Source organism: Streptomyces sp. 1114.5, assembly GCF_003635085.1.
In the GTDB taxonomy this organism is placed as follows: Bacteria; Actinomycetota; Actinomycetes; order Streptomycetales; family Streptomycetaceae; genus Kitasatospora.
The window spans coordinates 239877-261676 of sequence record NZ_RBXE01000002.1; the positions used below are offsets into that span (position 1 = coordinate 239877).

Genomic DNA, 21800 nt, shown 5'->3' on the forward strand with positions numbered 1-21800 from the left:
ATTCCCGAGCTCACACGTCCCGCCGCCGCACCAGGACCACCGTCACGGTGACGGCGGCGGCCGCCCACACCCCCATCGTGATCCAGGAGTCCAGCACGCTCGGCGCGTACTTGCCCATCGTGGTGGCGGAGCCGGGCCGGATGGTGAGCCGCGAGACGGTGGAGAGCGGCAGGTGGGTGCCGATCTCCTTCAGCCACCGGTAGCGGTCACCGCCGAACATCAGCGGCAGGATGAACATCACCAGCACGAGCGCCACGATCGAGGCGGTGGCGTGCCGCAGCAGCGCGCCCAGGGCCATGCCGATCAGCGCGCAGACCGGCACGATCGCCGCGTAGCCGAGGACGGCCCGCAGGCAGCCCTGGTCGGTGATGGAGACCCCGACGTGCCGGGAGGCCAGCATCGCGTTGACGGCGAAGAACGAGCCCGCCGACACCCCCGCCCCGGCGAGCGCGGTGATCCCGCCGATCAGCAGCACCTTGGCCGCGATCACGCCCCGCCGGTCCGGTACGGCGGCGAAGGTGGTGCGGATCATGCCGGTGGTGTACTCGCCGAACACGGTGATCGCACCGAGGCTGCCGGCGGCGATCGCCATCAGGTCGCCGGCGATGTTGCCGAGGCCGTGGAACAGCGGGTCGTACGGGGCGCGCTGCTCGCCGAACAGGGGCGCCTGCGGGTGGTCGATGTACGGCAGGTCGGTGTGGACGGCGTTCAGGTTGACGACGATCGCCACCAGCGAGGCGAGCGCCAGCACCCAGTACGTGGACCGCAGCGAGCGCAGCTTGATCCACTCGGCGGCGAGCAGGTCGGCGAATCGGGCGCGCGGCTCGGGGCGGGCGATGACGGTACGGCGGTCGGTCAGGGTGCTCATCGGGCTTCTCCGGCCGGGTACTCGACGCTGTCGGCGGTCAGGGACATAAAGGCGGACTCCAGGGAGGACGTCCGGGCGGTGAGTTCGTGCAGCACCACGCCGTTGCACAGGGCGAGTTCGCCGATCCGCTCGGCGGACAGCCCGGTGACGTCCAGCAACCGAGGTGCTGTGCACCGGACTTCGCCCCCAGCGGCCCGCAACACCGCGGCGAACGCGTCGAGTTCGGGGGTCCGCACGGTCACCATGGAGACGGCGTTGCGGGCGGCGAACTCGGCGAGGCTCTCGTCGGCGATCAGCCGGCCGCGGCCGATCACCACCAGCCGGTCCGCGGTGTGCTCCATCTCGGCCATCATGTGGCTGGAGACGAAGACCGTCCGCCCCTCGTCCGCGAGCCGCCGGAACAGCCCGCGCACCCAGAGCACGCCCTCCGGGTCCAGCCCGTTCAGCGGCTCGTCGAAGAGCAGCACGGGCGGATCGCCGAGCAGGGCGCCGGCGATGCCGAGGCGCTGCTTCATGCCCAGCGAGTAGCCGCCGATCCGCCGCCCGGCGGCCTTGCCGAGCCCGACCTCGGCCAGCACCTCGTCGACCCGCCCGAGCGGGATCCGGTTGCTGCGGGCGAGCGCCGACAGGTGCGCCTTGGCGCTGCGCCCGCCGTGGACGTCGCCCGCGTCCAGCAGGGCGCCGACGTGCCGCAGCCCGCGCGGCCGGCCGGCGAAGGGCACGCCGTCGACGGTGACGCTCCCCTCGGTGGGGGTGTGGAGGCCCAGGATCATCCTCAGCGTGGTGGACTTGCCCGCGCCGTTGGGGCCGAGGAAGCCGGTGACGGTGCCCGGCCGGACGGTGAAGGTCAACTGGTCGACGGCCGTGGTGGCGCCGTACCGCTTGGTCAGTCGCTCGATCTCGATCACGGGGGCAACGGTGCCGGTCAGGGCCGTACTCGGGCATCGGGCAGCGGGACACAACCGGGGGCGGCCGCCCCCGCCCCCGGGATTAGTCCCGCGGGCCGATGTGCCGCCGTAAGGCCCGCCACTACCATCGCGTCATGATCATCGAACCCCGCCCGCCCCTGCTCAGGCGCCTGCCCGCCGGCGTGTGGGTGGGGGCGTTCTGGACGCTCGTCGTCGTGTTCCGGCTGTTCACCCGGCGCGACGAGCTGCGCCACCTCTTCGAGTACGAGGGCAACATCGAGGACATGCCGCTGCTGGTCACCGCGGTGGTCACCACTCTGGTCGCGGCGCTGCTGGTGCGCCTGCCGCAGGCCGCGATCGCGGCGGCGCTGGCCGGCTGCCTCTTCACCCTGGGGATGCGCAACGTCCCGGAGACCCCGGTCGTGCAGTTCCTGATCGCCGACGCCGTGGTCGGGTACACCGCGGCCACCCGCTCCCGCACGGTGTCGCTGTTCGCGGCGGCGATGCCCGTCGCCATGCTCGCCGGAATGCTGGCCTGGGGCGCCTGGAACGGGTACCCCGTCAAGCCGATGGCCTACGGCGGGCTCGCCGGGACCGTCCTGATCGCCTGGCTGGTCGGCCACACCGTCCACCAGGGCCGCGCGCACGCCGAGGCCCTGCGCGGGCGGGCCACCGAACAGGCGGTGACCGCCGAACGGTTGCGGATCGCCCGAGAGTTGCACGACATGGTCGCCCACAGCATCGGCATCATCGCGATCCAGGCCGGCATGGGCAGCCGCGTCATGGACACCCAGCCCGCCGAGACCCGCAACGCGTTGAACGCCATCGAGGCCACCAGCCGGGAGACCCTGGCCGGGCTGCGCCGGATGCTCGGCGCGCTGCGGGCCGGCGAGAACGAGTCCGCTCCGCTCGAAGTAGCCCCCGGGATGGCCGAGTTGGACCGGCTGGTGGAGCGGAACGCGGGCGCCGGCGTCCGGGTCGCGGTGACCCGCGGCGGCGAGCCGCGCACCCTGCCCGCCGACGTCGACCTGGCCGCCTTCCGGATCGTCCAGGAGTCGGTCACCAACGTGCTCAAGCACGCCGGCACCCGCGACTGCCACGTCACCGTCGACTACCGGCCGCACGAATTGGCCGTCACCGTGGTCGACTCGGGCGCGGGCCGGCCGACCGCTTCCCCCGGCACCGGCTACGGCATCGCCGGCCTGCGCGAGCGGGTCGCCCTGCTGCACGGCGAGTTCACCGCCGGCCCGCGCCCCGGGGGCGGCTTCCGCGTCGCCGCCCGACTGCCGATCCCCGTGGAGGTGGGACCGTGATCCGTGTCGTTCTGGTGGACGACCAGCCGCTCATCCGCACCGGCCTGCGGGTGCTCATGGCCGACGCCCCCGACCTGGAGGTGGTAGGCGAGGCCGGCGACGGCACCGAGGCCGTCGACCTGATCACCCGGCTGCGCCCCGACGTCGCCGTGATGGACATCCGGATGCGCCCCCAGCCCGGCAGCCGGGGGGTGCCCCCGGTCAGCGACGGCATCGAGGCCACCCGCCGGATCACCGCCGATCCGGACCTGCCCACCCAGGTCCTCGTCCTCACCACCTTCGACGACGACGACTACGTCTACGGTGCGCTGCGGGCCGGCGCGAGCGGCTTCCTGGTCAAGGACCTCGCCCTGGAGACCATCCTGGACGGCGTGCGGGTGGTCGCCGCCGGCGACGCCCTGCTGGCCCCCGGCATCACCCGCCGGCTGATCGGCGAGTTCGCCGCCCGCCCCCAGCGGCCCGCCCAGCCCCGGCGGGCCCTCGCCGGCGGCGTCACCGAACGCGAGCGCGAGGTGCTGACCCTGGTCGGCCGTGGCCTGTCCAACGCCGAGATCGCCGCGGAGCTCACGATCAGTGTGGCCACCGCCAAGGCCCACGTGGCCCGGCTGTTCACCAAGCTCGACGCCCGCGACCGGGTCCACCTGGTCATCCAGGCCTACGAGTTCGGCCTGGTCGCGTCGTAGGGCGGGGCCGACACGACGGCGCCGGGGCGGGCCCCCACGGCCCACCCCGGCGCCTACCCCTGGGTGTGTCTACGCCCTGATCGTCAGGGGACGATCGCGTGCGAGATCTGGCAGGCGCTCACCGCGTTCGACCAGGTGCCCTGCATGGCGAAGGAGCCGGTCGCGAAGGCCACGTTCTGCGAGCCGCCGGTGCCACCGACACCCTTCCAGGCGCACTTGTCGGCGTTCTCGGCGCCGGACGAGTCGGTCCAGCCGCCGGCCGGGTTCTGGTCGGTGATGGTCTCCGAGTACTCGTGGCCGTACACCATGGTCACGCCGTCCAGCAGGCCCGCACTGCCGCTGTTGACGTAGTTCTGGCCGCAGGAGGTGCCCATGTCGGTCACGTACGGGTCGTTGGTGAACGCCAGGTCGCCGTACGGGGAGGAGGCCGCGCCACCGCTCAGCGTGGTGTCGCCGTTCCAGTCGTGCCAGGCGCAGAAGTTGCCGGTCGAGGTGTTGAAGCCGTCCGGGTGGGTGCCGGTCGGGGACAGCACGACGTACTGCGCGTTGCGGTTGGACGCGGCCGTGGTGTTGCCGAAGTGCCCGGCGCCCTTGATCGCCTCGTTGGCGATCTGGTTGCCGGTGGCGTTGCTCGGGGCGGAGGCCGAGGTGTCCACCCAGACGCCGGCCAGCGCGCCGCCGGTCGGGTAGCCGACGTGCGCGGCGGTCGACGGGCAGCTGGTGGCGCCCTTGGTGATGCCCTCGCAGTACTGCGTCATGACGCCGGACCAGGTCTCGTTGTTGGTGCCGAGGCCCTTGAACAGCTGCTGCGCGCGGACGGCCTCGCCCGACGGGTCACCGGAGAGGGTGGTGTACCCGTTGGCGTCGGTGCCCTGGGTGCCCCACTGGGAGCCCCAGAAGATCAGGTAGACCTTCGGCGCGCCGGTGGTGACACCGATGCCGTCGACACCGCCGCCGTACTTGAGGTTCGTGGTGCGCTGGGCGGCGGCGGAGTTGGCATTGGCGTGCTCGGCGCTCTCCCTGGTGGGGACGGTGCCGTGCCGGTAGGGGTGGGACTGCCCGGCGAACTCGCTGCCCGGCTGGTCGGCCTGGGCGGCCGGGGCGGCGGCGAATCCGGCGGTGGCGAGCGCCAGCGCGCCGAGCCCGGTCAGGGCCCGGGTGCGCATCCGGCGGGAGGTGGGGGACATGCCCATCGTGAGGGTTCCTCTCTGATGCCGACCGCACGTCGGTAGGGCGCGGCGGCGGCACTGTGGGGACGAAGGGGAGTGCGACGACGGCAGGCCGGAGCAGCGGACCGGCCGTCACGGCCGGTCAGCGACGTTGGGGATGGGGAGCCGGTTTCACCGTCGACGGCCGGAAGCAAAGCAGAGCCGCCGAAACCGGGTCAACGACGTCGAGAGTAAGACCAACCCCAAGGAAGGCCCCCATGGACGTAATGAACGTCAAAAGCTCCCAGTTGGGGCCTGGTTGATGCGCGTAGCAAAGCCGATTATCAACAGTTTCCAGGACCTTCTACACCGTATTCCGCGCCGGGAACGCACCGTCACGGCACCGTGACCTCGCCGATCCGCACGATCCGCCCGTGCGAGTCCAGCACCACGTCGTAGGCGTTGCCGTGGCAGCCCCACGGGTCCGCCGGGTCGCGTTCGGCCAGGCAGTCGTTGAGGTGGGTGATCAGGTCCTCCAGCGGGACGGACCTGGCCGGGTCGTCGTGCGGGCGGTCGACCAGGGTGGCGGTCACGCCGGCCGCCGCGAAGCCGTAGTGGACGGGGGTGCCGGTGGGGGCGTAGCGGGCCGGGTCGCAGGTGTAGCGGGCGGGTTGGGCGGTGAGCTCGGCGGGGCCGGCGGCGACGACGACCAGGACCTCGTGGCCGGGGCTCTGCGCGGGAGCCGTGCAGTCGGCGGCGGCCCGGGCGGGCCCGGCGGCGGTCGAGGCGGCGGAGTCGGCGGACGACTCGGCGGAGGGTTCGGCGGCGGGGGAGTAGCCCTCCTCGTCCTCCTCCGCGAGGAAGTCCTCGTCGTCGAGGAAGTCGTCCGCGCCCTCGTCGGCGACCGCCGCGGCCGAGGCGGCGGCCACCGCCGGCCCGGAGTCGGCGGGCGTACAGCCGGACAGCACGGCTGCGGTGCCGCAGGCCAGCAGGGCGGCGGCGAGGAGGTTGCGGGGCACGGCCATGGCACAAGTCTCCCCGGGCGGCGGAGGAAGTCGGTACTCGGGTCACACGACCGGCGCCCGGACCGCGGTTCCCACCCGGCGCCAGCGCGAAACCTCCTCCCCGTCCCGCTCTGGACAAGCCCTCCCCCGCCGGACGTGCGGATCCGGCGGGGGAGGGAGCTGTTGAGCCGCCGTCAGGCCGCCACCGTCCGCGGTTCCTCGTACGCCTGGCGCAGCCGCTCCTGCGCCTCCGCGCCCACCTCCAGGTGGTCGAGCCCGAGCAGGGCCGCCCCCAGGACGGGCGGTGCGACGACGACCCGCGGTTCGGCCAGCGGCGCGGCCTTCGCGAGGCGGGCCGTCAGGTTGTCGAGCAGCAGCGGCTGCCGGGAGGCGAGCACGCCGCCGCCCAGGACCACCGGGGCCGGGGAGTCCAGCAGCCCCAGGCGTCCCAGGGCGACGACGGCCAGCCGGACGATCTCGTCGGCCTGGCGGTCGATCAGCTCCAGCGCGACCCGGTCCCCGTCGCCGGCGACCGCGAACAGCACCCGGACGAGCTCGTGCAGCCGCGCGCTCGGCAGCTGCCCGAGGTGGACGGCCTCGGCGACGGCGCCGGCGGTGGGCAGGCCGAAGTGCTCGGCGATGGCCGGGGCGAGGGCGGTGGGCCCGCCGCGGCCGTCCTCCGCGCGGACGGCGTGCCACATGCTGGTGATGGCCAGGCCGGAGCCGCCGCCCCAGTCGCCGGTGAGTTCGCCGAGGGCGGGGAAGCGGGCGGTGCGGCCGTCCGGGAGGAGACCGACGCAGTTGATCCCGGCGCCGCAGACGACGGCGACCCCGCGCGGGCTGTCGGTGCCGGCTCTGAGCAGGCCGAAGGTGTCGTTGGCGACGGTGTTGCTGACGCCCCAGGGGTGGGATTCGAGGGCGTCGCGCAGCGCCTGTTCCTCCACCGGCAGGTCGGCGTTGGCGAGGCAGGCGCTGACGTGGCTGGTGAGCACGCCGTCCCAGCCGGGGTGGCCGGCCTGGGCGGCGGCCTGTTCGACCAGCGGGGCGAGGCCGGCGACGGCTGCGGCGCCGCCGATCTTCTGGGGTTCGAAGCCGCCGCCGCGGGCGGTGCCGAGGATGCTGCCGTCGGCGCCGATCAGGGCGACGTCGGTCTTGGAGTTGCCCGCGTCGATGGCGAGTACGCCGGGCAGGAGTGGTTCGGGCTGGTGGGTCATCGGTTCCCCGCGGCTCGTACGTGGCCCGGCCGTCAGTCGCGGCCGGGTGCCCGGCCGGTCAGTCGGCGGCCGGTGCGGCCCGGCCGGTCAGTCGGCGGCCGGGGGTGGACGGTCTCCTCGCGACGTGCCGGCCCGCGTCCCGCTCGGAAGCGCGGGCCGGGCACGTCGTGGGCCGGGTCAGGCCCAGGCGAGGTGCTCGCGGTTGTGGGCGAGCAGTCGGTCCGTGAGCCGGTCGGCGAGTTCGATCTGGCCGACCAGCGGGTGGGCGAGCAGGGCGTCGAAGACCCGGTCGCGGCCGCCGTGCAGGGCGGCGTCGAGGGCCAGGTGCTCGTACGCGGTGACGGCGGCGACGAGCCCGGCGTACAGCGGTTCCAGCGGGCGCTGCGGCAGCGGGCGCACGCCCGCCGCGTCGACCTCGGCCGGCACCTCGATGACGGCGTCGTCGGGCAGGAAGGGCAGCACGCCGTCGTTGCGGGTGTTGACCACCTGGACGGAGGTGCCGCCGCCGGTCCCGAGCAGTGCCGCGATCAGCTGGACGGCGGCCTCGGAGTAGAAGGCGCCGCCGCGCTTGCCGAGCAGTTCGGGCTTGGTGTCGAGGGTCGGGTCGGCGTACAGCTCCAGCAGCTGCCGTTCGATCTCGGCGACCTGGGCGGCCCGCGAGCCCTGTTCCCTGAGCTCGGCGACCACCGCGTCGTGCTGGTAGAAGTACCGCAGGTAGTAGGACGGTACGACGCCGAGCCGTTCGATGACGGCCTGCGGCAGGTGCAGGTCCTCGGCGATCTCCTTGCCGAAGCCGCCGAGCAGGTCCGGCAGCACCTCCCGCCCGCTCGCGGAACCCGGGGCGTCCAGCAGCGTCACCCCGCGCTCCCAGGTCAGGTGGTTCAGCCCGACGTGGTCGAGCCGGACCAGCTCCGGGTCCACCCCGAGGTGCGCGGCGAACTTGCGCTGGAAGCCGATGGCGACGTTGCACAGGCCGACGGCCTTGTGGCCGGCGGTCTGCAGCGCCCGGGTGACGATGCCCACCGGGTTGGTGAAGTCCACGATCCAGGCGTCCGGGTTGGTCCGGCGGACCTGCTCGGCGATGTCGAGGACCACCGGGACGGTGCGCAGCGCCTTGGCGAGCCCGCCGGCGCCGGTGGTCTCCTGCCCGACGCAGCCGCACTCCAGCGGCCAGGTCTCGTCCTGGTTGCGCGCCGCCTGCCCGCCGACGCGCAGTTGCAGCAGGACGGCGTCGGCGTCGGCGACCCCGGCGGCCAGGTCGGTCGTCACCGTGACCACCGCGCCGTGCCCCTGCCGGGCGAAGATCCGCCGGGCGAGCCCGCCGATCAACTCCAGCCGCTCGGCGGCCGGGTCGATCAGCACCAGTTCGCCGATCGGCAGGGTGTCACGCAGCCGGGCGAAGCCGTCGATCAGTTCCGGGGTGTACGTCGAACCACCGCCGACGATGGCCAACTTCAGTGCGGACATCAGCCCTTGACCCCTGTCAGTGTCACGCCTTCGATGAAGGCCTTCTGAGCGAAGAAGAAGAGGACGATCACCGGCGCCATCACCAGCAGGGTGGCGGCCATGGTGAGGTTCCAGTTGGTGTGGTGCGCGGCCTTGAACGACTCCAGGCCGTAACTGAGCGTCCAGGCCCCGCGGTTGTTGCTGGCGTAGATCTGCGGGCCGAAGTAGTCGTTCCAGCAGTAGAAGAACTGGAACAGCGCGACCGCGGCGATGGCCGGCTTGGCCATCGGCAGGACGACCCGCAGCAGGGTGCGCAGGTCGCCGCAGCCGTCGATGCGGGCGGCCTCGATGTACTCCTTGGGGATGGTCAGCAGGAACTGGCGCAGCAGGAAGATGGAGAACGCGTCGCCGAAGGCCATCGGGATGATCAGCGGCCAGAGCGAGCCGCTCATGCCCATCTGCTTGGCCCAGAACAGGTACATCGGGATGACGGTGACCTGCGGCGGCAGCATCATCATCGCGATGACGGCCATCAGGGCCAGGTTGCGGCCGCGGAAGCGGAACTTGGCGAGCGCGTAGGCGACCGGCAGGCTGGAGACGATGGTCAGCAGGGTGCCGAGCCCGGCGTAGAGCAGGGTGTTGCGCCACCAGGTGAGGAAGCCGGGGGTGTCCCAGACCTTGCTGTAGTTGCCCCACTGCCAGCTGGCGGGCCAGTAGTCGGTGGTGAGCGCCTGCTGGTCGGTCATCACCGAGGTGAGGAAGACGAAGACGAAGGGCAGCAGGAAGAACAGCGCGGCGGCGACGGCCAGCGCGTGCACGGCCACCCAGTTGAGCAGGGCGCGGCGCCGGGCGGCCCGGGCGGCGGGGCCGCCGGGGCGGGAGCGGCCGGTGCGGGAGCGGGAGGGGCCGGTCGGGGCCGGCGCCGTGGTGAGCGTGTTGCCGAGAGTCATGATCAGGTCCTCACTGGCCCGCTAGTCGTCGCTCGCCAGGAAGCCGGAGCGGCGGCGGAGCAGGATCGAGGTGACGGCCATCGAGATGGCGAACAACACCAGGGCGACGACGCAGGCCGCGCCGTAGTTGAAGCGCTGGAAGCCGAGGTTGTAGACCATCTGCGGCAGCGTCCAGGTGGAGCCGTTGGGGTAGCCGGGCTCGAACTGCTGGCCGGAGTTGCCCGCGATGCCGCTGGCGACCTTCCCGGCGACGATGGCCTGGGTGTAGTACTGCATGGTCTGGATGACGCCGGTGACCACCGCGAACATGATGATCGGCGAGATGTTCGGCAGCGTGACGTACCGGAACCGCTGGAAGGGCCCGGCGCCGTCCAGTTCGGCGGCCTCGTACTGCTCCTTGGGGACGTCCAGCAGCGAGGCCATGAAGATGACCATCAGGTCGCCGACGCCCCACATGGCGAGCAGGGTGAGCGCGGGCTTGGACCAGTCCGGGGAGGCGAACCAGCCGGGCTGCGGCAGGCCGAGCTCGCCGAGCAGGTGGTTGACCGGGCCGGTGCCGGGGTTGAACAGGAAGGCGAAGGCGACGGTCGCGGCCACCGGCGGGGCCAGGTACGGCAGGTAGAAGAGCGTGCGGAAGAAGCCCGCGCCGGTCTTGACCTTGGTGATGAGCATCCCGACGCCGAGGCCGAACAGGACCCGCAGGCTCACCATGACGACGACCAGCCACAGGGTGTTGCGCAGGCCCTGCCAGAAGGTCGGCAGCTGGTTGACGACGTAGTCCCAGTTCTTCAGGCCGTTGAAGGTCGGCGAGCCGAAGCCGTTGTACTGGGTGAAGGAGAAGTAGGCGGTGGAGACCAGCGGGTAGACGAAGAAGAGGCTGAAGCCGATCAGCCAGGGGGAGAGGAAGGCGAGGGTGCGGACCGCCTCCCGGCGGCGCTTGCGGCGCAGCAGATGCTGCGCGGCGGGCGCCGCCGGGCCGGTCGGGCCGGCATCCCGGGAGGTGCTTCCCTTGCGGGTGCCGAACGCGAGTGACATGGGAGCTCCGTGGGCCGTTCGCGGCGCTTACTTGGCCTGGGCGATGTCGGTGTCGATCTGCTTGGCCGTGGCGGTCAGCCCGGCCTGCAGGTCGGTCTGCTTGCCGGACTCGTAGTCGTAGCCCAGGTTCTGCAGGGAGACGATGTAGCCGCCGCCGTTGACGGCCGGCGGGGTGGTGCCGGAGTTCGGGTTCTTGGCGACGTCCAGGAACGTCCTGAAGTTGTCGTCGGCGACGAGCTTCGGCGAGTCGAGCGCCTCGAAGGTGCTGGGTACGTTGTGGATCGCGTTGGCGAAGCTGACGACCGCGTCGGTGTCGGTGGTCAGGTACTTGACGAACTCCCAGGCGGCGGCCTGCTTCCGGCTGGTGCTGGCGATGCCGACGATGGTGCCGGTCTGGTAGCCGCGGCCGTAGGTGTCCGCCTGGTCGTCCGGGACGGGGAAGGCGGCGGTGGCCCACTCGAAGCCGGGCTTGTTCTCGGCGAGCGAGGCGGTGCGCCACTCGCCGTCGATGGCCATCGCGACCTGGCCGGTGTGGAAGGGGTTCTTGGCGCTGAACTCCTCGCCGAAGGTCGAGCGGAACCTGTCCAGCTTGGCGTAGCCGCCGAGCTGGTCGACCAGGCCCTTCTGCCACTTGAGCATCGCGGCGACCTTCGGGTCGGTGGCGATGGTCGACTTGCCGTCGGCACCGAAGTAGGAGGCGCCGTACTGGCCGAGGTAGTGCTCGGTGGTGGACTCGTAGCCGTGGTAGAGCGGCATGAAGCCGAGCTGCTTGTACGAGTCTCCGTCGGCCTGGGTCAGCTTGACGGCGTCCTCGGCGAACTCGCTGAAGGTCTTGGGCGGGTGGGCGATGCCGGCGTCGGCGAAGGCCTTCTTGTTGTAGTACAGGCCGTACGCGTCGCCGAGCAGCGGCAGCGAGCACTGGTTGCCCTGGAACTGCGTGTAGTTGAGCATCGCGGCCGGGAAGGTCTTGGCCGGGTCGATGCCGCTCTTCTGCAGCATCGGCTTGAGGTCGGTGAAGGCCTTGGTGGAACAGAACATGCCGACGTTGTTGGTGGTGAAGGAGGACACCACGTCGGGCGCGTCGTCGCCGCCGGCCCGCAGCGCCTGGTTGACCTTGTCGTCCGGGACGTTGCCGACGGCCTTGACGTGGATGTTGGGGTGGGACTTCTCGAAGGCGGCGATGTTGTCGTTGATCGCCTTGGTCTCGTTGTCCTGGCTCCAGCCGTGCCAGAAGGTGATGGTGACGTCCTTGCCGCTCGCCGAGTCGTCGGTGCCGCCCGAGTCGCTGGACCCGGTGCAGGCGGTGGCGAGCAGGGCCAGGACGGCGCTGCCGGCGACGGCGACGATCGTGCGGCGGCCTCTGCGGGAGGTGGTGGCGTGCACTTCGAGGTCCTCCTGGGGGGTGCGCGGGCAGGCGTCATTGCCTCGGGGCCCGCGTTCGGGGGTCGGGAGAGGGCGGGGGCAGGGGTGGGTGCAGGTGGGTGCAGGTGCGGGGAGCGTCAGTGGGCGGGTCAGTGGGTGGAGAAGACCGCCTCGCGGGCGTCGGACAGGGCCCGCTGCAGGGCGCCGAGCAGGACCGGTGAGCCGGGCAGGGCGCTGCTGCGGACCTCCGGTCTGGCGATGGAGATCCGGGCCAGCTCCTCCTCGACCAGCGCGCGCAGCCGTTCCCCGCCCGCGCTCGGCACCGCCCCGGAGAGGACCACCAGCTCGGGGTCGACGACGGAGACGATCACGGCCAGGCCGACGGCGAGCCGCCCGGCCAGCTCGGCGAGGAAGCCGTCGCCGGCGCCCGGGGTCGCCAGGGCCTTGGCGATCGACTCCTGCGCGGTGGGCGCGCCGAGCCCGTGCTCGCGGGCCAGCGCCCGGACGGCGGGTGCGCCGACGAGGGCCTGGAACCCGCCGAACTTGCGCCGCCGGGCGTCCCATTCGACGGGGGAGTCCGGCACCGGCATGTAGCCGACCTCCCCGGCGCCGCCGGTGAACCCGCGGTGCAGCCGTCCGGCGATCACGATCGCGGCGCCGACCCCCGCCTCGGCCCAGAGCAGGACGAAGTCCTCGAAGCCGGCCGCCGCACCGGAGGCCTGCTCGGCGACGGCGGCCAGGTTGACGTCGTTCTCGATCGACACCGGCGCACCGATCGCCTCGGTCAGCTCCTCGACCAGCCGCGGGGAGTGCCAGCCGGGCAGGTGGGAGGCGTAGCGCAGCTTGCCGGTGACCGGGTCGGGAGCGCCGCCGACGCCGATCGCGACGGTGCGCAGGCTGCCCTCGGCGAGCCCGGCGGCCCGTACCGCCTCGGCCACTGCGGCCGCCACTCTCGGTACGGTCTCGGCGGCCGGGACACCCTTGCTGGTCACGGTGTGCTCGGCCAGCGTGGCGCCGGTGATGTCGGCGACCGCGACCCGGATCCCGCTGTTGGTGACGTCCAGCCCGGCGACGTACCCGGCGGCCGGATTCACCTGGTACAGCTGCGCGTTGGGCCCCGGCCCGCCCGCCGTGGTGCCGACCGGCAGCACCAGCCCGGCCGCCTCCAGCCGGGCCAGCAGCTGGGAGGCGGTGGGCTTGGACAGCCCGGTCAGCGTGCCGATCTGGGTGCGGGACAGCGGCCCGTTCTCCAGCAGCAGTTCCAGGGCGGCGCGGTCGTTGATGGCCCGCAGGAGGCTCGGCGTACCGGCGAGGGGGGCCTTGGCGGTGCTCTTGGTCATGCCCGGCATCCTCCCCTCCCGACCGATCGACGTGAACTGTTAGGAAACTTTCCAGTTGCTTGGCACAGGACCGTACGGGCCGCGTCAGCGGAGTGTCAATGGTCGGCGCAGCCGAGGATGCCGAAGCGTTACGGGCAGCAAGAGGCCACCCACCCACCCACCCACCCACCCACCCACCCACCCACCCACCCACCCACCCACCCACCCACCCACCCACCCACCCACCCACCCACCCACCCACCCACCCACCCACCCACCCACCCACCCACCCACCCATTCCGCGACGAACCTCCAACACGGCGGGCTCATTGAGGTTGAGCAGCGGAAAAACGAACACTTGAAAAACGGCTGGGCTCGCGTCCAAGGGGCGCGAGCCCAGCCAATATCGGATACCCCACCCACCTGCCCCGCCGGAAATGCGCAATCGGCGGCCCCGGCCAGAGTGGCCGGGGCCGCCGGCGCCAGAGCTGGGGAGCGCTCCCCTCTGGCCTAACCCACAATCGCCGCGATGGGCGGGTGGCCCGGCCGACAACGGCCGGGCCACCCGAACCAGGGAAAGCAAGCGATCAATGCGAACCGGGCGGCCGAAAGTCAGGCGGCTTCGGATTGGTTCATCGCGGCAGCTCTCGGTTGCGCGAGCCAGACCAGTCGCGAAGTGATTCCCGGGCGCCCGGCGAAATGGCGCAAGACTCGATCAGGGGACGCCAGGGTCATGCGCGCCCGTCCGTCGACGCTGATCACGTGCGTCGGCCCGGGATCATCGACGAGCCCCCAGGCCACGACCCACCCATCGGCGTCCGCGAAGCCCTCGCCGCACACCTGGACGACGGCGAACATCCGAGGCGCGGTGTCCAGTACGAGCCCGCACAGCTCCTGGTCGAAGGTCGGGTCGGCCGACAGTCGAGGCGTGACCGGGCGGGGGTTTTGCGAGTGCTCAGCAGTCATGGATGTCCTTAGGAATGTAGCGCCGTGATGTCGGCGGCCAGTTGAGAACAACTGGCCGCCGACACCACGACTCATCGCCCGCCGCCCACACTCGGTTGAGCGGGTTGGGTGGGCAGGGGTGCCGCGGATGGGGTTCTCGCTCCTGCCTTGTGGTGATGGGGGCTCGGGGGGTCAGAAGGGGCGCGAGTGGGCGAGATCTGCTGGCTGACCCTCCGTAGTCCTGCACTCACAGCATGTCCCCTGACTATGTTTCAGTGCAACCCATACGACGGGTGAAATGAAAACATTCACTTCGAATGTGATTTCGGGTGCGTTGCACCCACTTGTGTGGTGGCGTGCAGGCTCGTCGGACGGGCACACTGACCCACTGATACGCAGAAGGGCATCCGTCATGGCTACAAGTGAGCGAGTACCGACCGTGCGTCAGCGTCGCATCGCCGCAGACCTTCGACGTCTGCGCGAGAGGAAGGGGCTGTCAGCCGAGCAGGTTGTCAGCAAGGTCCCCGGTCTCAACCTGCCGAAGCTCAGCCGCTATGAGAACGCTCGTTCAGGAGTCAAACCGGAGATCGTCGAGGCGCTGCTCGACCTCTACGAGTGCGATGAGGGACTGCGCGAAGTCCTGTTGGAGATCGCCCGTCAGAAGGACCAGCGCGGTTGGTGGAAGGGCTACAGCGACACCATCAATCCGCTCTACACCGATCTGATCTCGATGGAAGCGCAGGCCGTTGAGATCAAGGCATTCGAGCTGACCTTCGTCCCGGGTCTTCTCCAGACGCCCGATTACGCGACCGCGATCATCTCCAGACTCTCCGCTGTGTCCACGGGCGTGGACGCCATGGTCGATGTCCGGATCGCGCGACAGCGGGTGCTCACCAGGATGGAGAACCCAGTGAAGCTGTGCGCCGTCATCCACGAGTCGGCCCTGGCCATAAACGTCGGCGACGACGTGATGCGAGAACAGCTCAGCCGGCTCGTGAAGATGAGCCGCCTGCCGAACGTCCACATCCAGGTCATGCCGGCGACCGCCCGGCCGAACCGAGGATTCAACGGCGCGTTCACGCTCCTTGAGTTTCCACAACGCGCCCTCGACATCGTGCTGACGCCAGGCATGGTCCGCAGCAGCTGGGTCGAGGACCCAGCGGAGGTGGACATCTACCGAGGCAGCTTCCACGAGATCATGGCCGCGGCCCTGAACGTGGACGACTCCCTTGAATTCATCACCCAGAAGAGGGACGAACTTCCATGACCATCGCGAATGCATCCACCCTGAACGTGACCTGGAGGAAGTCCAGCCGAAGCAACGAACAGGACAACTGCGTCGAGTTCGCCTTCCCGGCCGGCCAGGGGTCGTTCGTTCGGGACTCGAAGGACCCCGAGGGGCCTGCCCTGGCCCTGACCGCCGAGGCACACGCCACCTTCATCGCAGCGGCGGCTTACGGCGAGTTCGACTTCGGGCTCGTCTGACAGCACGCCCAAAATGGCTGCGGTCCGGCGCAGATGAAGTGCGCCGGACCGCGCTTGCTGTTCTACCCCGCCCTCTCGCTGATCTACCAGAGGGACGTCCAGTGGCTGGCTTCATACGCCCCGAGCAGGCTGGGAGCGTATCCTCTACGACTTCGTCAGGTTTGTTCGGGTCGTCCACCGGTGCCGGCTTTCGACAAGCGGCCGACCCTAGGACAACGGGTCCAAGAAGAGCAGGTGACACGCCCAACCGCCGCTGGGACTGCAGCAGTCGGTGCGGGCCCAGCCCACCCGACAGGGCGGAGTCCGACACCGCGGACAGCATCACCTTAGGCCGTGTCACCGTCACCCTGCCTCGCCTGGACGAGCCGGGCCTGTACCTGCCCAGCGTCACTTCCCGGGACTCCACCCGGGGTATCCTCCAGGACTTCCAGCTCGGCTGCCCCGACCGTACGGCCTGGTGCCATCTGGTCCTACAAGGACGCAAGCTCGGCGGCTCGCTGGGCGAGTTCGGGGGCACCGGGGATTCCTCGCCTGCTGTAGACAGCCATGGTCGAGTGCACCGTCCTCAGCTCCTTCCTGTTGCGGTCGGACGCCACGCCGTCCATGAGGTCCAGGCACTGGTTCCACAGGATCACGGCCTCCTCGTGACGGTGCTGGGCGGCCACGGACTTGGCGAGGTTCGCAAGGGTCAGGCCGCGAACCCGCTGGTACGTCGACACTACGCGGCCCTCCAGCGCCGCACGGTAGTGCCGTTCGGCGGCCCGGTGCTCCTTCATCTCGGTCAGGGTCTTGCCGGTGTGCGATGCCACGGTGGCCGCGACCGGGCCGGAGGCGGCGGCGTAGGAGGGAACGCCGTCGTCGCCGGCGAGCATGGCGTCCTCGGCGGCCAGGAGCGCCCCGGCGGCGTTCTTGCTCTGGCCGCTCGCTCCGTAGGCCCGGGCGGCTGTCACCAGCAGCAGCGCTTCTGTCTTCTGGTCGACCTTCCCTTGGGCGCGTGACAGCGCAGCCTCGGCCAGTTCGGCGCAGTGCGTGGTCTGGTTCAGGTCGAGAGCCTGGTGGGTGAGGGCGCGCATCATCCAGGCCCCGTGACCTGCGGGGTCGGACTCGCAGGCGAGTTGGTAGCCGAGCAGGTAGAACCTCTGAGCGGCGCCCTCGCGGCCGAGGTCGTGGCACTTCCATCCGACCAGGGTCGCCAGCTCGGCCGCCGCCCCGTATGCGCTCCTCCGGACCTCCTCGGACGGGAACGTGGCCTGGAGCATCGGCACGACGGCGTCCGCCAGGTAGGACGACACGGTGGACAGGCCGTGGCCGCCGCCCAGCCTCTCGTCGGCCGTCCTGAACATCTCAGTGAGCTGCCGGACGGTGTGCACCTCCTCGGCTCCGGCCCTGCGGCCGCCCTGTGCGGTCCGCAGGGCGGCGGCGACGGTCTGGTGGTCGTAGGTGAGCGGGAGCCCGACTGTCGCGGTGGAAAAGGCGAGAGCGAGGAAGTCGCGACGGTGGAGCATGACAAGTCTCCCGAGGTCGGCAGCGGTTGCCAGAGGATCAGGGGCCATGGCCTCCCCGATGGCCGGGAAGCCTAGACCGATCTCGGCGGTCGTCACCTTCCGCTTCGCCATTCTCGTCAAAGCCTCGGCAAGGTAGGTCGCCGTTCTGCCTGTCGGAGTACCACCCCTCACCCAGGAGAGCACGGCCGACCGTGAGGTGTGCAGCGTCTCCCCGGCCTCCGCCGCGACGTTGCGGACCACCTTGGCCAGGGCTTCGTACGTACACCCGGCTTCCTCGATGACGGCCGCCAGCTGCCGGTTCGGTCCCTTACGTCCAGTCAACTCACGCTCCCAGCGCCGATCTTGAACAGGTTGAACGGGATGAGCGGGCCATCGCCGTACCGCCTGAGCGTGGCAGACGGTTCACTGACTGCACATACCCGCACTTCAGAGGAGGTCCCTCATGGCCGGCGTGTTCTTCGACCCGCGCCTGCGCGAGCTGACCGGCGCCGGCGTGCTGGTCACCGGTGGCGGTGGCCTGGTGGGCAGCCGCATCGTCGCCCAGCTTGCCGCGTTGGGGGCCAAGCCGATCGTCCTGGACCGGTTCGACGCCTACCCGAATCCCGTTCGCGACCTGTTCCAGGTGGACCAGCACAGCGTCCAGGTCGTTCTCGGCGACGTGCGCGAGCGGGCCACCGTGACGTGGCTCGCGGGCCGCGCGGACTACGTGATCCACGCCGCCGCGTACGCCGACGTCGCTGCCTGCACGCGCCGGCCCGACACCGCGTTCGCCGCCAATCTGCACGGCACTCAGACCATCCTGGACGCGGTGACGGCCTCGTCGGTGAAGCGGCTGGTGTTCGTGTCCTCCGCCTCCGTGTACGGCGACGGCATCCCCATGCAGGACGGTGCAGCTCGGTTCGCCGAGGACCAACCGCTGACCCCAATCTCGGTTTACGCCAACACTAAGTTGTGGGGCGAGCACCAGGTGCGCCTGATGCTCGGCGGCAGCGGCACGGAGTACTCGATCGTCCGGTACTTCTCGGTCTACGGTGACCCGCAGATTCCCAAGCCCCACTCGCACTCCTGGATGGTGCCGTGGCTGGCCCTGTCCGCCCACACGGGTCGGCCGATGCGGCTCAACGGCGGCGGCCACCAGGTGCGCGACATGGTCCACGTCGAGGACATCGCGCACGCCACCCTCCTCGCCCTCGTCACCGACCAGGCCGCCGGACAGACCATCAACATCGGCACCGGGATCCCCACCTCGGTCCGGCGGATCGCCGAGCTGATCGCCACCCACTACCCCTGCGCTGCGTTCGTCGACACGCCGATGCCCGAGGGTGACCCGCGCGGCGGCTGTGCCGACACCCGCCGGGCCACCGACCTGCTCGGCTGGCGTCCCACGATCGCCCTCGCCGAGGGCATCGATCGCTACGTGAACTGGCTCAGGACCACGCCAAACGCCATCCCTGACTGGTTCACCGCCCCGACCGCCGCCGCTCTGGCCGCCTGAACGAAGGGACCACTTCCATGCGCGTCGTGCTGCTCGGCGGAGCCGGATACATCGGCTCCGTCGCCTCCCACCACCTTGTCTCCCTCGGCCACCACGTCACCGTCGTGGATGGCCTGATCTACAACCGCGGGGACGACCCCGGCCTGCTCCTGCCCAACGCCGCCACGTTCGTCCACGGCGACCTGCGCGACTCCGACCTGCTGGCCAGGGCCTGCGACAGCGCGGACGTCATCGTGCACCTGGGTGGGATTGTCGGTGAACCGGCCTGCCGGCTGGATGAGGAACTGGCCGTCGAACTCAACTACGCTGCCCCGATGCTCGCCGCCGAGGTCGCTGCTGGCGCCGGTGTCGGCCAGTACGTGTTCTTCTCCTCCTGCAGTGTCTACGGCGAGCGCGGGGGCACCGTGGACGAGGACACCGAGCCCAACCCGCTGGGGATCTACGCCCGGACCAAGGTTCTCGCCGAACGGCGCCTTCCTGAAGTCCTCGACGGTGTCGCCAGGTTGACGAGCCTTCGGCTGGCGACCGTCCACGGCTCCTCGCCCCGCCAGCGTCTGGACTCCGTGGTCAACTCCATGGCGTCGCGCGCCGTCGCCACCGGGCGCATCCCGCTCAACGGTGGCGCCCAGCGCCGCCCGCTCGTCCACGTCCGCGACGTCGCCCAGGTGCTCGCCGCGGTCCTGGAGGGCGACCTGATCGGGGCGTGGAACGTTGGCAGCGACGAGGAGAACCACACCATCGCCGACATCGCCGAGACCGTGGCCGCCATCGTGCCCGGATCGAAGATCCAGCGCGGTCCGGAGCGGGACGAGACCGATGCCCGCGACTACCAGGTCAGCTTCGCCCGCCTGGCGCGCCACATCCCCGGGGCTTGCTCCACCCCCCTCAAGGACGGCGTGCGGGAGATCGCCGACCTCCTCGCCAGCCGCAAGATCACCGACCCGAACGAGCCCCAGTACGACAACCATCGGGGCCTGGCGGACGCCTTCACCGCGGGCGAGGTGCGGACCCTTCGCACACCCGCGTGCCAGCGGTACCGGTCCGAGTACACCGCCGCGTGGGGGCAGTCATGACGACGGCTGCAACATTCCTGCCGTGGAACCGTCCCTTGCTCGGGCAGGAGGAGGAAGCCGAGGTGCTGGACACCCTGCGCTCGGGCTGGCTCACAGCCGGCCCGAAGGCGACCCGGTTCGAGGCGGCGGTGAAGGACGCCCTCGGGGTGGAGGAGGCGTTCGCCGTCTCCTCGTGCACCGCCGCCCTCCACCTCGCCCTGCTGGCGGCCGGGATCAAGGCGGGCGACGAGGTGATCACGCCGAGCCTGACCTTCTGCGCGGCCCCGAACGCCATCGTCCAGTGCGGCGGCACCCCGGTGTTCACGGAGATCGATCCCGTCACCTACAACCTCGACCCGGAAGCGGCCGAGAAGGCGATCACCTCCGGGACAAAGGCCATCGTGGTCATGCACTACAGCGGCCAGCCCTGCGACCTCCTGGCCTTCCGCAAGCTCGCCGACGACCACGGTCTGCTGCTGATCGAGGACGCCGCCCACGCCCTGTACGCCTGGCGCGACGGCGTGCGGGCGGGCAGCGTCGGCGACCTGGCGGTGTTCTCCTTCTACGCCAACAAGGTCATCACCTGCGGCGAGGGCGGGATGATCGTCGGCCGCAGCGACATCGTCCAAGCCGCCCGCCTGCTCGGTCGGCATGGCATCGACTCCTCCGTGTGGCAGCGGCACGGTAAGCGCCGCACCGCCGACTACGAGGTCACCGTGCCGGGCCTGAAGTACACGATGCCGGATATCACCGCCGCGGTCGGCCTCCAGCAGTTTCGGAAGCTCGCCGACTTCACCGCGCGCCGGGCCCAGATCGCCGCCTCCTACGACCGGTCCTTGGCAGGCCTTCCAGGGCTGCGGCTGCCGACCGTTCTGGACGGCGTCCGGCACGGCTGGTTCCTCTACCCCGTCCTGATCGACCCGGCCGGCGGCCGGACCCGGGACACGGTGGCCGGCACCCTCCTGGACGAGCACGGGATCGGCACCAGCGTGCACTTCCAGCCGGTCCACCGCCTCGCCGCCCACCGCTCCCCGGACTGCCACCTGTCCGTGACCGAGCAGATTGCCGCCCGGCAGCTGTCCCTGCCCTGCTACCCGGCCATGACCAGCACGGACGTGCAGCGCGTCATCGACGCCATCCACGCCGTTTGGACCTGACTGCGCCGGGCCGGACGTCAGAACACCGGCGGCCGGCCCAGCTTCGCCATCCGCCATACCGTGCTCCACCGCATCGGACGACGCGGAGGACATGCGGTGCGGACTCCCTCGAAGAAGCCGGACCACCACGCCCTGAGACCGGACAGCGGCGGTCGGCGGACCAGCGCGTACAGCGCCCAGGAGGTGAGGTAGACAGGCACGAGGGCCGCAGGAAGGTGGCGCTTGGCCAGCCAGACCCGGTTCCGCGCCGTCATCCGGTAGTAGGCGGCGTGCCGGGCCGGGTCGGTGCGGGGATGCTGCAGCACCATGTCGGCGCGGTAGTCGATGTGCCAGCCCGCGTCCAGCGCGCGCCAGGCGAAGTCGGTCTCCTCGTGCGCGTAGAAGAACGGGGCGGGGAAGTCGCCGACCTGGTCGATCACGCTCATGCGGATGGCGTGACCGCCGCCCAGGAACGTGGTGACCGGTCCGGACTGCATCGGATCGCTGGCGCCGAGGCGGGGCACGTGGCGGCGCTGGGTGAACCCGGTCTCGTCCGCGATCCGGAAGGACACGATCCCCAGCCGCGGGCCCTGCTCGAAGGCTTCACGGATCAGCCGGAAGGTGTCGGTGCGAGGCAGCAGGCCGTCGTCGTCCAGGACGACCAGCACGTCCGTGCCGCCCAGCTCGCGCAGCCGCTCGACGCCGGCGTTGCGGCCCCCGGGGATGCCGAGGTTCTCCGGCAGCTCCACGGCGTCCACCCAGTCCGGCAGCTCGGGCAGCTTCACGCCCTGCCCGAGCACGACGGTCCGAACGCCGCTGTCGCCGCCCTCCTGGGCCCGTACCGAGTCCAGCAGCGCCATCAGCTCCGCAGGCCGGTTCCCCATCGTCAGCACCACCACGCCCAGCGTGACGCCCATCGCACCCGACCTCAT

Annotated in this window: 20 protein-coding genes; 7 read left to right on the top strand and 13 right to left on the bottom strand. The window is 71.0% G+C overall.

Annotated elements, in window-relative coordinates:
• Nucleotides 1-10 precede the first annotated feature (10 nt).
• Entirely contained in the window at nucleotides 11-868 is an 858-nt protein-coding gene (locus tag BX285_RS24490; protein WP_097235917.1) for an ABC transporter permease, read from the bottom strand.
• Nucleotides 865-1776 (bottom strand): ABC transporter ATP-binding protein, encoded by a 912-nt coding sequence (locus tag BX285_RS24495; RefSeq protein WP_121178091.1) that lies wholly within the window; start codon nucleotides 1774-1776, stop codon nucleotides 865-867. The genes BX285_RS24490 and BX285_RS24495 overlap by 4 nt, the downstream gene beginning before the upstream one ends.
• Nucleotides 1777-1910: 134 nt before the next feature.
• Between BX285_RS24495 and BX285_RS24500 the strand changes: the two genes are divergently transcribed.
• Together BX285_RS24500 and BX285_RS24505 are read left to right on the top strand one after the other, a co-directional pair.
• Nucleotides 1911-3089 carry a sensor histidine kinase gene (locus BX285_RS24500; RefSeq protein WP_121178093.1) on the top strand — a complete coding sequence of 393 codons (1179 nt, stop codon included), beginning with the start codon at nucleotides 1911-1913 and terminating at the stop codon, nucleotides 3087-3089.
• 56 nt (nucleotides 3090-3145) lie between these two features.
• Nucleotides 3146-3772 (top strand): LuxR C-terminal-related transcriptional regulator, encoded by a 627-nt coding sequence (locus BX285_RS24505; RefSeq protein ID WP_373560549.1) that lies wholly within the window; start codon nucleotides 3146-3148, stop codon nucleotides 3770-3772.
• 83 nt (nucleotides 3773-3855) lie between these two features.
• Here BX285_RS24505 and BX285_RS24510 read toward each other — a convergent pair whose 3' ends face one another.
• The 9 genes from BX285_RS24510 to BX285_RS24555 form a co-directional block, all read right to left on the bottom strand.
• Nucleotides 3856-4965: a hypothetical protein gene (locus tag BX285_RS24510; protein ID WP_220783971.1), complete on the bottom strand. Its 1110-nt coding sequence runs from the start codon at nucleotides 4963-4965 to the stop codon at nucleotides 3856-3858.
• Nucleotides 4966-5315: 350 nt separating this feature from the next.
• Nucleotides 5316-5945: a hypothetical protein gene (locus BX285_RS37510; protein WP_183107212.1), complete on the bottom strand. Its 630-nt coding sequence runs from the start codon at nucleotides 5943-5945 to the stop codon at nucleotides 5316-5318.
• A gap of 173 nt (nucleotides 5946-6118) precedes the next feature.
• Nucleotides 6119-7138, bottom strand: coding sequence for an N-acetylglucosamine kinase (locus BX285_RS24520; RefSeq protein ID WP_121178096.1), 1020 nt, complete (start codon nucleotides 7136-7138; stop codon nucleotides 6119-6121).
• A 177-nt stretch (nucleotides 7139-7315) separates the two neighbouring features.
• A complete protein-coding gene (locus tag BX285_RS24525) occupies nucleotides 7316-8596 on the bottom strand; it encodes a 6-phospho-beta-glucosidase (protein WP_121178993.1) in 1281 nt (426 codons plus the stop codon).
• Between the two features lie 8 nt (nucleotides 8597-8604).
• Nucleotides 8605-9534: a carbohydrate ABC transporter permease gene (locus tag BX285_RS24530; RefSeq protein ID WP_097235912.1), complete on the bottom strand. Its 930-nt coding sequence runs from the start codon at nucleotides 9532-9534 to the stop codon at nucleotides 8605-8607.
• A gap of 21 nt (nucleotides 9535-9555) precedes the next feature.
• Nucleotides 9556-10569 carry a carbohydrate ABC transporter permease gene (locus tag BX285_RS24535; RefSeq protein WP_121178098.1) on the bottom strand — a complete coding sequence of 338 codons (1014 nt, stop codon included), beginning with the start codon at nucleotides 10567-10569 and terminating at the stop codon, nucleotides 9556-9558.
• Between the two features lie 27 nt (nucleotides 10570-10596).
• Nucleotides 10597-11952, bottom strand: a complete 1356-nt coding sequence (locus BX285_RS24540) for an ABC transporter substrate-binding protein (RefSeq protein ID WP_121178101.1) — start codon at nucleotides 11950-11952, stop codon at nucleotides 10597-10599.
• Between the two features lie 128 nt (nucleotides 11953-12080).
• Nucleotides 12081-13271, bottom strand: coding sequence for an ROK family transcriptional regulator (locus tag BX285_RS24545; RefSeq protein ID WP_121178104.1), 1191 nt, complete (start codon nucleotides 13269-13271; stop codon nucleotides 12081-12083).
• A 591-nt stretch (nucleotides 13272-13862) separates the two neighbouring features.
• Nucleotides 13863-14216, bottom strand: a complete 354-nt coding sequence (locus BX285_RS24555) for a hypothetical protein (protein WP_257032373.1) — start codon at nucleotides 14214-14216, stop codon at nucleotides 13863-13865.
• A gap of 418 nt (nucleotides 14217-14634) precedes the next feature.
• Between BX285_RS24555 and BX285_RS24560 the strand changes: the two genes are divergently transcribed.
• Both BX285_RS24560 and BX285_RS24565 read left to right on the top strand, forming a co-directional pair.
• A complete protein-coding gene (locus tag BX285_RS24560) occupies nucleotides 14635-15462 on the top strand; it encodes a helix-turn-helix transcriptional regulator (RefSeq protein ID WP_179852730.1) in 828 nt (275 codons plus the stop codon).
• Nucleotides 15459-15680: a DUF397 domain-containing protein gene (locus BX285_RS24565; protein WP_097235906.1), complete on the top strand. Its 222-nt coding sequence runs from the start codon at nucleotides 15459-15461 to the stop codon at nucleotides 15678-15680. Before BX285_RS24560 ends, BX285_RS24565 begins: the two co-directional genes overlap by 4 nt.
• Nucleotides 15681-16150: 470 nt before the next feature.
• On the opposite strand, the gene BX285_RS24570 is transcribed toward BX285_RS24565, so the two are convergent.
• Nucleotides 16151-17506, bottom strand: a complete 1356-nt coding sequence (locus tag BX285_RS24570; protein WP_097235905.1) for a transcriptional regulator — start codon at nucleotides 17504-17506, stop codon at nucleotides 16151-16153.
• 121 nt (nucleotides 17507-17627) lie between these two features.
• Between BX285_RS24570 and BX285_RS24575 the strand changes: the two genes are divergently transcribed.
• The 3 genes from BX285_RS24575 to BX285_RS24585 are packed head-to-tail and all read left to right on the top strand — an operon-like array spanning nucleotide 17628 to nucleotide 20889.
• Entirely contained in the window at nucleotides 17628-18680 is a 1053-nt protein-coding gene (locus BX285_RS24575; RefSeq protein ID WP_097235904.1) for an NAD(P)-dependent oxidoreductase, read from the top strand.
• Between the two features lie 17 nt (nucleotides 18681-18697).
• Nucleotides 18698-19753 carry an NAD(P)-dependent oxidoreductase gene (locus tag BX285_RS24580; RefSeq protein ID WP_097235903.1) on the top strand — a complete coding sequence of 352 codons (1056 nt, stop codon included), beginning with the start codon at nucleotides 18698-18700 and terminating at the stop codon, nucleotides 19751-19753.
• Nucleotides 19754-19788: 35 nt separating this feature from the next.
• Nucleotides 19789-20889 (top strand): DegT/DnrJ/EryC1/StrS aminotransferase family protein, encoded by a 1101-nt coding sequence (locus BX285_RS24585; RefSeq protein WP_257032372.1) that lies wholly within the window; start codon nucleotides 19789-19791, stop codon nucleotides 20887-20889.
• Between the two features lie 17 nt (nucleotides 20890-20906).
• Here the strand turns inward: BX285_RS24585 and BX285_RS24590 are convergent, their stop codons facing one another.
• On the bottom strand, nucleotides 20907-21785 hold the full coding sequence (locus tag BX285_RS24590) for a glycosyltransferase family 2 protein (RefSeq protein WP_097235901.1): 879 nt from the start codon (nucleotides 21783-21785) through the stop codon (nucleotides 20907-20909).
• Nucleotides 21786-21800: the final 15 nt, after the last annotated feature.